The 12,880-nt window shown below is 37.1% G+C and carries 14 protein-coding genes; 9 read left to right on the top strand and 5 right to left on the bottom strand.

Annotated features, from left to right (window positions below):
- Positions 1–83: 83 nt before the first annotated feature.
- Together I6E72_RS11370 and I6E72_RS11365 are read right to left on the bottom strand one after the other, a co-directional pair.
- A complete protein-coding gene (locus I6E72_RS11370) occupies positions 84–698 on the bottom strand; it encodes a response regulator transcription factor (RefSeq protein WP_165721124.1) in 615 nt (204 codons plus the stop codon).
- Positions 695–1,798, bottom strand: a complete 1,104-nt coding sequence (locus I6E72_RS11365) for a sensor histidine kinase (protein WP_197112339.1) — start codon at positions 1,796–1,798, stop codon at positions 695–697. Before I6E72_RS11365 ends, I6E72_RS11370 begins: the two co-directional genes overlap by 4 nt.
- 327 nt (positions 1,799–2,125) lie before the next feature.
- Between I6E72_RS11365 and I6E72_RS11360 the strand changes: the two genes are divergently transcribed.
- The 4 genes from I6E72_RS11360 to queG all read left to right on the top strand — a co-directional run bounded on the left by I6E72_RS11360 (position 2,126) and on the right by queG (position 6,159).
- Positions 2,126–2,992 (top strand): DMT family transporter, encoded by an 867-nt coding sequence (locus tag I6E72_RS11360; RefSeq protein WP_007579930.1) that lies wholly within the window; start codon positions 2,126–2,128, stop codon positions 2,990–2,992.
- Positions 2,989–3,693 (top strand): glycerophosphodiester phosphodiesterase, encoded by a 705-nt coding sequence (locus I6E72_RS11355; RefSeq protein WP_197112337.1) that lies wholly within the window; start codon positions 2,989–2,991, stop codon positions 3,691–3,693. Before I6E72_RS11360 ends, I6E72_RS11355 begins: the two co-directional genes overlap by 4 nt.
- A 45-nt stretch (positions 3,694–3,738) precedes the next feature.
- Complete coding sequence (locus I6E72_RS11350; protein ID WP_197112335.1) at positions 3,739–4,959, top strand: methyl-accepting chemotaxis protein; 1,221 nt, start codon at positions 3,739–3,741, stop codon at positions 4,957–4,959.
- A 66-nt stretch (positions 4,960–5,025) separates the two neighbouring features.
- The gene (gene queG / locus I6E72_RS11345; RefSeq protein ID WP_007579922.1) at positions 5,026–6,159 is read left to right on the top strand and encodes a tRNA epoxyqueuosine(34) reductase QueG; all 1,134 of its coding nucleotides are present in this window, start codon (positions 5,026–5,028) and stop codon (positions 6,157–6,159) included.
- A gap of 46 nt (positions 6,160–6,205) precedes the next feature.
- On the opposite strand, the gene I6E72_RS11340 is transcribed toward queG, so the two are convergent.
- The 3 genes from I6E72_RS11340 to I6E72_RS11330 form a co-directional block, all read right to left on the bottom strand.
- Positions 6,206–7,333, bottom strand: a complete 1,128-nt coding sequence (locus I6E72_RS11340) for a response regulator (protein WP_165721128.1) — start codon at positions 7,331–7,333, stop codon at positions 6,206–6,208.
- 55 nt (positions 7,334–7,388) lie between these two features.
- The gene (locus I6E72_RS11335) at positions 7,389–9,383 is read right to left on the bottom strand and encodes a hybrid sensor histidine kinase/response regulator (RefSeq protein WP_197112332.1); all 1,995 of its coding nucleotides are present in this window, start codon (positions 9,381–9,383) and stop codon (positions 7,389–7,391) included.
- A 119-nt stretch (positions 9,384–9,502) separates the two neighbouring features.
- Positions 9,503–9,991 carry a GNAT family N-acetyltransferase gene (locus tag I6E72_RS11330; RefSeq protein WP_007579917.1) on the bottom strand — a complete coding sequence of 163 codons (489 nt, stop codon included), beginning with the start codon at positions 9,989–9,991 and terminating at the stop codon, positions 9,503–9,505.
- An 81-nt stretch (positions 9,992–10,072) separates the two neighbouring features.
- Here I6E72_RS11330 and I6E72_RS11325 point away from each other — a divergent pair, with 81 nt between their 5' ends.
- The 5 genes from I6E72_RS11325 (at position 10,073) to I6E72_RS11305 (ending at position 12,807) form a co-directional block, all read left to right on the top strand.
- Entirely contained in the window at positions 10,073–10,648 is a 576-nt protein-coding gene (locus tag I6E72_RS11325) for a glutathione peroxidase (RefSeq protein ID WP_197112330.1), read from the top strand.
- Positions 10,649–10,734: 86 nt separating this feature from the next.
- Positions 10,735–11,016 carry a peptidylprolyl isomerase gene (locus tag I6E72_RS11320; RefSeq protein WP_002958009.1) on the top strand — a complete coding sequence of 94 codons (282 nt, stop codon included), beginning with the start codon at positions 10,735–10,737 and terminating at the stop codon, positions 11,014–11,016.
- A 64-nt stretch (positions 11,017–11,080) separates the two neighbouring features.
- Entirely contained in the window at positions 11,081–11,659 is a 579-nt protein-coding gene (locus I6E72_RS11315; protein WP_007579913.1) for a glutathione S-transferase family protein, read from the top strand.
- A 17-nt stretch (positions 11,660–11,676) separates the two neighbouring features.
- On the top strand, positions 11,677–12,027 hold the full coding sequence (locus I6E72_RS11310) for a DUF2750 domain-containing protein (RefSeq protein WP_007579911.1): 351 nt from the start codon (positions 11,677–11,679) through the stop codon (positions 12,025–12,027).
- Between the two features lie 99 nt (positions 12,028–12,126).
- A complete protein-coding gene (locus tag I6E72_RS11305) occupies positions 12,127–12,807 on the top strand; it encodes a hypothetical protein (RefSeq protein WP_197101279.1) in 681 nt (226 codons plus the stop codon).
- Positions 12,808–12,880 lie beyond the last annotated feature (73 nt).

Raw genomic sequence — 12,880 nt, 5'->3', positions numbered from 1 at the left:
TTTAAGCTAATTTTAAGCTAATTTTAAGCGCTGTTCGTTACTTTTATAAGTAATACTTTGCTTATAATTTATAAACCCACTATTTAAAGCCATCCTTTTTGTTTAGCTATACGTGCAGCATCTATACGGTTAGTGGCGTTTAACTTAGCAATAGCGTCTGATAAATAATTACGTGTAGTACCTTCGCTTATAAATAACTGCTTGGCTATGTCGCTTGTTTTAAGGCCGTCGCTTGCAAGTTTAAGCGCTTTTCGCTCTTTATCGGTAAGCGGGTCGGAGTCGTCTAGTGCATTAATAGCAAGCTCTGGGTCAATTACTTTTTGCCCCTGCATTACTTTTTTAAGCGCATTTATTAGCTCTTCACTGGGTGCTTCTTTTAAAATAAAACCTTTAACACCTGCCGTAAGCGCTCGCCTAATATAACCCGCACGAGAAAATGTGGTCATAATAACCATTTTTATAGCGGGGAACTTAGCGGCTATTTTTTCACTCAGCTCTATACCATTCATGGTTGGCATTTCTATATCGGTTAAAATTATATCGGGATGTAAATCACTATCAAGCGCCTCAATTGCATTAAGTGCATCTTGCCCATTACTTGCTTGCCCAATAATCTCAATATTAAAATCGAGTCCTAACAATGCTGCTACTGCGTCGCGCACAAGCGCTTGATCTTCCACTAAATACACTCTGATCATTGTAAATCCTTAGCTGAAATTGGTAGCATTACATTTAAAGTAAAAATATCGCCACAGGTAAATGTTGCACTGCCATTGAGTTGCTCTGCTCGCTCTTTAATACCATTTAGGCCATTGCCCGAATTTAATGTGGAGCACGGTGCACGATCAATAACGGTGATGAGTAGTTGCAGCGCTGTTTGTTCTATATTTATTTCGCAATTTTTTGTGCTGCTATGGCGTAGCAAGTTGGTAACGGCTTCTTTAATTATAAGGCCGGCGATGCCCTCTACTTTAGCGGGTAGAGTATTTAAAACCACATTAAATGAAACGTTAAAGTCTTGTTCTATTAATCTTTGTTTTAACTGTGCTACTTGGCTAACAAGGTTAAGCTGTTTTAAATCACTAACGGCGCTTCTTACATCACTAAGTAACTGCCTTGCCAGATCGGCCACTTGTGCAATTTCGTTATTTGCTTGAGCGTAACGCTCACCTTGGTTTAATTTATTTGCAAGCTCAGCTTTTAAAGCAATTGATGACAGTGAATGGCCTAAAATATCATGCAAGTCGCGGGCTATCCGTTCACGCTCAGCAATTGCTGCTAATTGCTCTAATTGGTTAGCGCTTTCTTGCTCACGTTTTTTGTACAGGCTCTCTCTTTTAGCTGCAATACCGTAACTAAATAAGGCTGCACATAAAATCAAAGCAACGGCTAAAAAGTATTGAACCTTCCCTATATCACCAATATATGCGCTTAATAAAACCGTAGATATAATCGCGAGTGCAGCATAAATTCTTTGATGGTAGTTGTATGCATAGCCTGCTACGTAGGCTGCAAAGCCAAATAAAGTAGGAGTACCTGTGGTGTAAAAAGTGGCGCAAAAACAAATTAATAGCATGGCTACAAACAACTTGGTCACCCCTGCACTTTTGCAGTTTATTGCTTTTACATATAAAAGAATAAAAGCAACATAAAAGGCTAAAGACATCGTTATTTGGTTAGCAGTAAAGCTCGCAAAATTAATTATTAGTGGGAGTAAATAAAAGCCTGTAAAAATTAAATGCCCATATTTCCAAAAACCTTTATCACTTTGTTGAGAAAAGGAGTTAAGCGAGCTCATACTAATACCTCAGGCATATTATTTTTACTTATAGGACTATTTTTATTAATAAATATAAATAACATAAAAATGCATGCCAGCATAAAGCAATCTGCGTACGTAATCGTAAAACTTAACGCCTCTAGCACTTCATTAATAGTTAAGCTGATTAAAATTAAAGAATTCATAATTATCCCCTGTTGAGTAAGGTAACTATGCCAGCGTATAAAAATAATAAGAGTGTGAAGTGTCATCAACTTTTATGACATTTGTCATGCGATAAAAAAATTCATCTTAAGAATTTTTAAGCAATGTTAATATGTTCAAAAAGTACAACAAGGAAACTAAATGCAATCTCAGCAGCAAAGTTTAATTTATTTGCACATAGCGGTATTACTTTTTGGCGGAACCGCTCTATTTGCCAAGCTTATTGGTTTAAATGCTTTAGATATTACCGTTTACAGAACTGCAATTGCAGGAATGGCTATTTTAGCCATGCTGTATTTTCAAAAAAAACAAATTAAACTCAACAAACCTAAAGACTACCTTATTGCGTTATTTTTAGGTGTTGCGGTGGGTATTCACTGGGTTACCTATTTTGCTGGTATGCAAATGGCCGGTATAACTATTGGAATGCTGGCATTTTTTAGCTACCCCGTAATGACGGTGTTTTTAGAACCCTTATTTAATAAAAGCAGGCCAAAAGCAAAAGATATAATAAGTGCAGCGGTGGTTGTTTTAGGTATTTACTTATTAGTACCAAGTGCAAACTTAGGCGACGATGTAACCTTGGGTGTAATAACAGGTGTTATATCGGCATTGTTTTTTTCAATCAGAAACATTACCCATAAGCGCTACTTTAGCCAATATGGTGGCCCGCAAACTATGTTTTATCAAACCTTAGTGGCAAGCATTATGCTGTGCGCATTTATAGAAGTGCCGGTATATGAGGTTAGTAATCACGACCTAATTTTAATTGCCATAGCAGGTGTTATCTTTACGGCTACACCTCATTCATTATTTGCAGCAAGTTTAAAGCATTTATCAGCGGCAACTGCGGGGTTAATTTCTTGCTTACAACCACTTTATGGCACCATACTGGCTATAGTAATTATTCATGAACGTCCTACTGTTATGACGTTAGTTGGTGGAGCACTTATTGTTAGTGCCGCTTGTTTTGAAACGTGGTCAATCACTAAAAAGGCTCGACAATGAAAGTATTTGCACACCGTGGTGCCAGTGGGGATTTTCCTGAAAACACCAAAAGCGCTATTTTAGAAGCGTTAAAAGTAGGTGTTGATGGTATTGAAGTAGATATTCAAAGTTCCATCGATGATTACATGTTAATACACGACTCATGGCTCGATAGAACCACCAGCGGTAAAGGTAGGGTGAGTAACTTTACGGCACATGAACTTTCTAAACTTGATGCTGGAAATGGTGAACAAATTCCTACTCTTCAGCAGTTGTTTGATTGGAATAATAATAAATATTTATTAAATATTGAGCTTAAACATACATTTGAACTAGAAAGGTTTGTGGCTCAACTTGAAGAAAACATTGAAGCTAACAAAATATCGAAAGCAAATATTTTAGTATCATCGTTTGATCATCATCAACTACAGTGGCTTAAAAGCAAGCTACCATGGCTTAAAATAGGCGCCCTTACTTCTTCTATTCCAATTAACTATGCAAAGTTTGCAAGTGATTTAAACGCTTATAGCGTACATGCAGATAAAACCTTTATAAATAAGGCTTTTGCCGATGATGCAAAAAAAAGAGGCTTAAAGATTTATGCTTATACGGTCGATAGAGAACAAGATATAGCGCTAATGCTTGAGTATGGCATAGACGGAATTTTTACAAATTACCCAGCGCGAACCAAAGCTTACTTGTTATCGTTACAAAAAAGCTAACTAACACCTCCCTAACTAAAATAAGAATCGTAGGGCTTAAGCATAATGAGTAGTTTTATGAAAATTTATAACTATATAGAGCAAACATTCTTTTTTACGTTAACGCGTAAAATAGTCGGTAATTTAAGTTTTGTATTATTGTTCCAAGCAATTACGTTATTTTGGCTGCATCAGAGCTTAAGCGAACAACAGCAAAGTACAGGGCTATTTTGGCTTCTTACGCTTGTTATTATATCTGGTTTTATTTTTACTCTTTTTTATATGCGTTTTTTAATTGTTCGCCCTGTTACCGCTATGCGCGATACTTTGATAAAAATAAACCAACAAGATGCAAATTTAGCAGCAAAACTTCCTCACTTTTCGTATGACGAATTTAAAGATTTAAGTACACAATATAATATATTTACTGCCCATTTAAGTGAGTTACTCAGCACAACTTATAACAGTGCTCAAGCTAGTGCACACAGTAATACACAAGTCACCCAATCAATGCAAAATACTGAGCAATCAAGTGAGCAACAAATACAATTAAGCCAAAGTATTATTAATGCCAGTATGCAAATAACCCAAAGCTTACAAAACATTGTGAATAATACAGATAACGTGCATAACGTTAATAATGAACACCTTAACTTTGTAAAACTCTCTGCATCAGAGCTCGCTGCTTTAGTGGAGCAGGTTAAACTTATTACTAATATGCTGGGTAGCTTTTCAAATACAATTGCGGGACTGAAAGAAAACAGTGAAAACATTCGTAGTATTTTAAAAATGGTTGAAGAGTTTTCTGATCAAACTAATTTGTTAGCCCTTAACGCCGCAATAGAAGCAGCTAGAGCGGGTGAAGCTGGCAGAGGGTTTGCCGTAGTTGCAGACGAAGTACGCACACTTTCAATAAAGGTAAGTGGCGCAACTAGGCAAATAAGCGACTTTATAAATCAGATGAATGATTTGGTAAACGAGACAAATAAAGAGTCAGAGCAATTAATGACTCACTCCAATAATGCACAAAGCTCAATTAGTGCAACCTGTGAGGGTTTTACAAAAATGCTTAGTGAGTTTGAGCACAACCAACAGCAACTACAACAAATAGCCAGTGCTGTACATATGCTTGAGGGCACTCAAACTAATACTCACCAATCGGTAGAGCAAATAGTAGCTTTAGGTGAGCAAGCTAAACAGCAAATAGATACGGCATTAGCCGATAGCGAGCAATCTCAACAGTTAAGCTTACAGACCCAACAACAGTTAAAGCGCTTCGTGCGCTAAGAAGCGTTTTCGGGCTCAGAGAAATATGGTAAATTACGCAGCTATTAATTTAAGTGTGTGAAGTGTGTGAGCAACCCTACCCCAGACTATGAAAAATTAGCCCTACAAATAAAAACCTGGGGGCAAGAGCTTGGTTTTAGCGAAGTAGGTATTACTGATATTGACCTATCTAAGCACGAAGCCCAATTGCAACGCTGGCTTGATGCTGGCTACCACGGCTCGATGGATTATATGGCTGCTCACGGCATGAAACGCGCTCGCCCTGCTGAATTAGTACCTGGTACACAGCGTGTTATATCCGTAAAAATGAATTATCTCCCTCCCGATGCTGGCTTTGCAAAAACCTTAAAAAATAAAGAAAAAGCATACATAAGTCGTTATGCACTGGGTCGTGATTACCATAAATTAATGCGTAATCGTTTAAAAAAACTTGGCCAAAAAATAGAGCAAGAAATTGGCGAATATGGCTTTAGGCCGTTTGTAGATTCAGCCCCGGTACTTGAGCGTCAACTTGCCGAAAAAGCCGGTTTAGGGTGGCGCGGTAAGCATTCGTTATTAATTAATCAAGAAGCAGGATCATGGTTTTTTTTAGGCGAGCTATTTATTGATTTACCCCTACCAATAGATGCAGAGAACACGTTTGAAGGCTGCGGAAAATGTGTTGCTTGTATTACTCTTTGCCCAACAGGTGCAATTGTAGAGCCTTACGTTGTTGATGCACGTAAATGCATATCGTACTTAACGATAGAACACCAAGGACCCATACCCGAACAATACCGAACTTTATTAGGCAACCGTATATATGGTTGTGATGATTGTCAGTTGGTATGCCCTTGGAATCGTTATGGACAAATAACGGATGAAAATGATTTTCATCCTCGTACTCAATTAAAAAATAAAGATTTACTTGAGCTATTTGCTTGGGATGAGCCTACATTTTTAAAAAATACCGAAGGCAGCCCTATTCGCCGCATAGGTCACGAACGTTGGTTACGTAATATAGCGGTCGGTTTAGGTAATGCAGAGTTTAGCCCGGCTATTATTCATGCCCTACAAGATAAAAGCCAAATATGCAGCGAGCTTGTTTTAGAACATATTGAATGGGCGCTTGCTCAACAAAACGATAAACAACGATTACAAATTCGTAAAACGGCTAGGTTAATCAGAATCGTAGAAAAAGGCTTACCCAGAGATGCATAATGCAGTTGGAGTAAGCCTTAAAGTAACATTATTTAATTAAGTATATTTAGCTCTTTAAAAGCAATGACAGGTCTTGCTCAATTTCAGCAAAAGCTGCTTTTACCTGTTTAACAGACTCCTCTCTGGCCACTGAGTTTTGGATAGTTTCATCTACTTTTTTATAAATAAACACCTCCTGATCTTCATCTAATCCCATTGATGGGATACGTTCTTCGAGCTCTTCTTGTAACTGTTTAAACACTTTTTCGTTGTTTTGACGGTTGTCATTCAATAAGCTAATTAAGCCATGAAACTTACTGTGAACTGTACTTGCTACGGCATTAAGTTTTGCTTGTTGTGATTCAAGCATTTTCTTAGTCATGATGGCGCGTAGTTGCTGCTCGGTAACACTGACAATAAAACATACGTGGTCGCGTATACGCCCGTGCTTATCTGGATCGTGATCAGGCATATTTAAAATAAGTAAGCTAATCAATTCATAGTTAACTAAAATTCGATGCGAAAATTCATGTAAACGCCCTTTGTTTTTAAGCATTTCAAATAGCTCCACCACAATAGGTGAACACACGCCACTTAATGCAAAGTGACTAATTTCATCGTTCTCTCTAAACTCAATATTACTTTGCAAATCAAAAGATTGTAGGCAATCTATAAGCGCTTTACCTAGCTCTTGAGGGTCGTTAATAAAACCTATGTTTTCAACGTAGTTAACTATCTGCCCCATTTCACTGCTGTTAGCCATGGCATTAAATGCAGTTGATGTAGCATCTTCAACTTGCTTTTCAAGGCTTTGTTTTTCAACAAGTACTTGGTTTAAATTTTTAAGCTTTGACTTAAGTTCATCATGGCCAAAGGGTTTTACAATATAGTCTTCTGCACCAACCGAGTAGCCTTCCATGCGTTCTTCAACTGTGCCACGAGCAGACACAAACATAACAATAATGTGTGCTGTATTTGGGTTTGCTTTAAGTGCCTTACATACTTCATAACCGTTCATTTGCGGCATACTTACGTCGAGCAATATAACCTGAGGCATATAGCCTTCAACCATGTTTAAACACTCAGGACCACTTGTTGCTACTTGTAATTCAAAATCAAGCTCCTCTAAAATTTCCTCAATAATTTCAAGGTTAAAGGGTTCGTCATCAACGGCAAGTATTTTAGTTAAGGCCATAATTTATCATCCATTCAAATTCTCAAAAAAAGTTACTTGGTATGCTAACTAGCAATTAATTACTGTGTTGTATTAATTGTTCTTCAGCCAAATGATCATCTAGATTTATTTCTAATGGCACCTGTATAGATATAGTTGCACCACCATTTTCGTTGTTACGTGCAGTGATCTCACCTTGATGTAAAGACACAAACTCTCTACACAATGCAAGGCCCAATCCGGTACCACCGGCACCGCTATTTGTTTTGCTGCTTTGTACAAACTTAGTAAAAATATGTTCCAGCTCATCTTCTGGTATACCGACCCCATTATCGGTAACCTCTATAGTAGCAAGCTTATTATCTGACTCTAAATTTACCCGTATTTTACTTTTGGGTTCGCTAAATTTAAGTGCATTACCTAATACGTTTCGAAGTAACTGATTTATTTGCTCTTCATCACATTGCGCAATTACAGGTAATGGCTGCGCGGTAAATACAACCTCAATTTCTTTTTCCATTGCCGTACCAGATACATCATCAATACTTGTTTTTATAATGTTCGCTAAATTATATGGACGAGGATTAAATGGAAACTTACCCACATCTAGCTTAGATAGGTCGAGTAAATTATTTAGTAACGACAGTAAACGCTCACCACTACTCTCTATTCGCGATAGGTATTTAATGAGTTTCTCTTTTGCAAAATCTCCAGTTTCTAGTTTGCTTAAACCAAAACGTGAAAAGCTTAAAATAGAGTGCATAGGTGTTCGAAGTTCATGCGACATGTTTGCTAAAAATTCTGATTTACTTAAGTTTGCAGCCTCAGCCACGTTTTTAGCGTGCTCGAGTTGTGAAGTACGCGCTCTTACTTGCTCTTCAAGGATATCTTTTGCTTCAAGTAGTAAATCTTCTTTTTGCTTGAGGTGAGTTACATTTTTAAATATTACGGCAAGTGCTATTTCGCCATGGTGATCTATCTCATTAAAAGATCCCACTAACGGTATATAGCCCCCTGCAGTTTTAGATAAACGTAAGTCGCAGCTAAATTGGCGATTACTATTTAATGTCGAAATTTTATTTTTAATACCTAACGTTGAATCATCATCTAAAAAGCTAAATACTGATTTACCTTCTAGTTCGTTAAACGGTAAGTTAAATAGTTTTAAACAAGCATCATTAGCTTCTATCACTCTACCGCATTTCTCAAACAACATAATTGCATCAGGCGTATGCTTATAAATAACCTGAAGTAGGCTGTCTTTTTCAATCAGGGCATCAACCGTATCTTGTAGCCTTTCGACAAGTTCTGCGTTATGGCGTTTTAATAACTCTGTTTGCCACAGTTTATGTATTGATTGTAATAATGAGCTGTCGTTCAATGGCTTAATAAGTACGTCTTCTACACCTTGACGAATAGCTTCAATCATTGAAACTTGATCGGGACGTGAGGTAAATAATAAGCAACGGCAATGTGGTTGCATTATTTTTAAGTTTGAAAAAATTTCTAAACCGGTTCCGTCATCTAAAACAAAATCACTTATTAGTATATCGATTTGCTTTTCTTTCGTAATTTCTAAAGCTTCTGCAGAGGTGGTTGCTGTATGGGTCTCGATATGAGCACCAATCAAGCTATTTTTCATTTTTTCGAGGCGTTCAGGAACATGATCGACGAGTAAAATAGCGGGTAATTGCAAAATATGATTAGAGCCTAATTCTAGTAGGCTCTCTAAAAGAGAAGTAATTTCTTTATTAGAAAAAAATGGGTAGATCACGGTTGCGTCAGGCGCAACATGATTTAGCTCACTAAACGCAGTTAGTTGCTCACCACTTTGTGCTTTTGGAGCAAGCAGCATAAAACGCTCTTGCGCTACTTGGCTAACAAGCGGTTTTATAGAATCAACAGGCACACCATGGGCAACAACAACTAAGTCGTAGTCGCCTATATTGGTATACATGTCTAGCATGCTGAAATGAATTAATTCGACTTCACATCCTATTAATTCTAAAAGCACTTTCACACGCATTGCGATGACACTGCTACTATCAACAATTAATATTTTTCGAATCATCAAGCTACACTTCAAATTAATAAACTTAATATGTTAATAGCGTAGACTATTTTTATTTAATTGGCATAAACCCTTCGTCTTATTTTGTAAAAAAATATTACAACATTATGAAAAATAATTTATTCCAGATGTTTTCCAAAAATAGTAAGGCTATACGCCTTATCATCCATTATGGCAACGCTTGGCAACTCACCCCATATTGCAAAATCAAAATGCTTAAACAATTTAACACTCGGTAAGTTATGACTAAAAATAAAGCCGAGTAATACTTTAATATTTAATTGCTTAGCTTGTGTTTGAGCAAATATCATTAGCTTTTTACCAAGCCCTTTACCTTGCGCTTTACTGGTAATGTAAATGCTCATTTCTACTGTGCCGTCGTAAGCTGGGCGCCCATAAAACGATTTATAACTTACCCAAGCAAGTACTTGGTTATTTTCGCAGTAAACGTAAATAGGCCTTTTATCGTTGTGGCTATTAAACCAGTCACGCTTTTCGTCAACGCTCACTTCTTGCGTATCTGCAGTTACCATTCGCCCTGCAATAGTTTCGTTGTAAATGGCTACAATTTCATTAAGATCATTAATAGTTGCTAAACGGATTGTCATAGGTCATTAGAGGGTTGATCAATTTGTTCCATATTAGCGTATGATTATCCAATCAAACAATCGTAAATTTTAGGTAATGTAATGCTAAAAAAAATTATAATAGGATTAATGGCTTTATTTATTAATGCTTCACTCCAAGCTGAAACATCATCAACTATTAACCAAACCTCTGCCCAAGACTGTCAAGATTTTACTAATGTAGATATACGAAAGCTTCGCTCAAAAGAATCTATTAACTTGTGCCAATTTAAAAATAAACCTTTGTTAATAGTAAACACGGCAAGTAATTGTGGTTTTACATATCAATTTAAAGGCCTTGAAGCGCTATATCAACAATACAAAGAGCAAGGTTTAGTCGTATTAGGGTTCCCCTCTGATGACTTTTTTCAAGAAGAAGACAATGAAAAAGAAACAGCGAAAGTATGCTTTGTAAATTATGGTGTAACTTTTCCCATGTTTGCCACCAGCAAAGTTCGTGGTAGCGAAGCAAATCCAATTTTTAAATATTTGAATGAGCAAACTAGCTCTCCAAATTGGAACTTTTATAAATACTTAGTGTCTGCTGATCGTAAAACAGTTTTACGGTTTAACAGCAAAGTGGCACCTAATTCAGAGCAAATGATTACTGCAATTGAAACTGCGTTTTCTGATAAATAAGTTTATACTGGTACAATTAGTTGAAACTAACTAGAATGATATTTCAATTCGGTTAAAAAAACACCACACTATACTCGGGAGATTTTATGACAGTAGCAAGCGCACGACATATACTTGTAGACAGTGAAGCACAATGCTTAGACTTAAAAACAAAAATTGAGCAAGGCGAAGACTTTGCTGAACTAGCAAAAGCACATTCTAATTGTCCTTCAGGTCAGGATGGCGGTGCTCTTGGTGAGTTTGGCCCTGGTATGATGGTTCCAGAGTTTGATAAAGTTGTGTTTTCTGCACCAATTAATCAAGTACAAGGCCCTGTGCAAACTCAATTTGGTTATCATTTACTTGAAGTTACTAGCCGTTCAGAATAAATTTAACTGTACTGTAAGTAACATTTGATAAAAGCCGCTTATGCGGCTTTTTTATGGAGTAATTATGCAATTAATTGGTTCTGTACCTTCACCTTACGTGCGCCGCATTAGAATTTGGGCACAACAAAACAGCTGCAAACTAGAGCTTGTAAGTCTCGATATATTTTCTGAGCAAGATCGCCCTACTATGGCCAGTAAAAATCCAGCTCGAAAAATCCCAATACTGGTAGATGGCGACTTAACTCTTAGTGACTCTAATTCTATATTGCGTTATTTACTTGAAAAAACAGGTCAGCCAAAACTAACGTGGCCTCAAGAGCACTTACTTACGACTATAAATGCTTGTAACGATTCGTTAGTAGAAATGGTGTTATGTAAACGTTCTGGATTTGACACCAAAAGCGATAAATTATTTTTTAATCTGCAAAACGAACGTATTGAACAAACATTAAGCTTTTTAAATACCCATTTAAGCGATGAAGAATTTAAAAGCTGTGAATACCTCAACATCAGTTTATACTGCCTGCTTGATTGGATTTGCTTTCGCGAATTAGCTGACTTTAGTCAGCATTCAGCGCTTGTTGCTTTTCATAAGCAATATGACGAGCGCCAAGCAGCAATAGACACCAATCCTCGTCACTAATTTAAAAGGGTAAACACATGAGCGATATCGAAATTGAATCACAACTAGTTAACTTCGTAGAAAAAGTACGTGTTAGCGAAGTAATTTGGGCACTTGGTGCAGAAGATAATGGCTTTGTAGTGTGCGATTCTAACCAATTTGACGAAACTGACGTACTACTGCTTTGGGAAAGTGAAGCAGCAGCTAAAGCACAGTGTAAAGAAGAGTGGAAAGATTACAGCCCAGTAGAAATCAACCTTGATGAATTTTTAGATGCATGGGTTGAAGACTTAAATGAAGATAACGCACTTGTTGGTATCAATTGGAATGACGACCAAGTATGTGCAGAAATTGAACCTACAGGTTTAGCTCGCGCATTGAGTGAATAATACTTTATACGCTTTACTCTAAAAGCGGATAAAACCCGACTAGCATCTACTGCTAGTTGGGTATAAAATAAAACACATCATTATTTTCAAGGTATTACGTTGAAAACCCATCTTGGTCGCCGGCCCTTTTCAGCCATGGAACTGCACACTCTTTATAATGGATATATATACGGTGATTTTAAAGTTGCACGAGAGCAACCAAAACACTGGCATTTTTGGCTCCCTTTAATTGCATATTATAGTGGTGCTTATAGCGATGAGGTTGGTTATTTAACGCTTGATGATCTGTCCCTTGAAAAAAACGTCTTATGCTTTAATTTTCATACCCACGGTAAAATAAAACCTCGCTTAGTTCCTGTACATCAAGCACTTATAAATGCTGGATTTAATGAATATATAACGTTCATCAAATCGCAAAACCAACACCGATTAATGTTCGACTTACCGGCTAAAACTGGCAGGTACAGTGAAAAAGTCCGCATTTGGTTTTCAGGCGAAGGTGAGCGAGCCGGTTATCTGCAAAAATGTGATATACCAAACGTAGATCAACTCGGTATGAAAACAGCAATAAGCAGTCTTCGTCTTAACTTTGAGCAACAAGTGCGTATATACGCCCTACAAGCTAACTCTAAAGACGCTTTTAATTACTTGATGGGTTTTAACGAGTATCCACACGATGTGTTTAGCGATACCTACTTATTAAATACCGTTGTCCAACAAATACGTATTATTAACTCACACCTGCATTGGCAGCGTTTTATAACACGCGAAAGCCACTGACAAACTTTGTTACTATTTCCCCTTAAAGTCACCGTTATAATCAATTACTCTATTTAAAAAAACTGTTAGGATA

It is taken from the genome of Pseudoalteromonas sp. NSLLW24 (assembly GCF_015864725.1).
Lineage (GTDB): Bacteria > Pseudomonadota > Gammaproteobacteria > Enterobacterales > Alteromonadaceae > Pseudoalteromonas > Pseudoalteromonas arctica.
Note: the sequence above shows the minus strand (reverse complement) of the source record. Positions and strands in the feature narration are given on the sequence as shown.

Bases quoted from the DNA above. Each gene is read 5' to 3' on its own strand.
- I6E72_RS11370 (WP_165721124.1), bottom strand. From the start codon at position 698: ATGATCAGAGTGTATTTAGTGGAAGATCAAGCGCTTGTGCGCGACGCA.
- I6E72_RS11365 (WP_197112339.1), bottom strand. From the start codon at position 1,798: ATGAGCTCGCTTAACTCCTTTTCTCAACAAAGTGATAAAGGTTTTTGG.
- I6E72_RS11360 (WP_007579930.1), top strand. From the start codon at position 2,126: ATGCAATCTCAGCAGCAAAGTTTAATTTATTTGCACATAGCGGTATTA.
- I6E72_RS11355 (WP_197112337.1), top strand. From the start codon at position 2,989: ATGAAAGTATTTGCACACCGTGGTGCCAGTGGGGATTTTCCTGAAAAC.
- I6E72_RS11350 (WP_197112335.1), top strand. From the start codon at position 3,739: ATGAGTAGTTTTATGAAAATTTATAACTATATAGAGCAAACATTCTTT.
- I6E72_RS11340 (WP_165721128.1), bottom strand. From the start codon at position 7,333: ATGGCCTTAACTAAAATACTTGCCGTTGATGACGAACCCTTTAACCTT.
- I6E72_RS11335 (WP_197112332.1), bottom strand. From the start codon at position 9,383: ATGATTCGAAAAATATTAATTGTTGATAGTAGCAGTGTCATCGCAATG.
- I6E72_RS11330 (WP_007579917.1), bottom strand. From the start codon at position 9,991: ATGACAATCCGTTTAGCAACTATTAATGATCTTAATGAAATTGTAGCC.
- I6E72_RS11325 (WP_197112330.1), top strand. From the start codon at position 10,073: ATGCTAAAAAAAATTATAATAGGATTAATGGCTTTATTTATTAATGCT.
- I6E72_RS11320 (WP_002958009.1), top strand. From the start codon at position 10,735: ATGACAGTAGCAAGCGCACGACATATACTTGTAGACAGTGAAGCACAA.
- I6E72_RS11315 (WP_007579913.1), top strand. From the start codon at position 11,081: ATGCAATTAATTGGTTCTGTACCTTCACCTTACGTGCGCCGCATTAGA.
- I6E72_RS11310 (WP_007579911.1), top strand. From the start codon at position 11,677: ATGAGCGATATCGAAATTGAATCACAACTAGTTAACTTCGTAGAAAAA.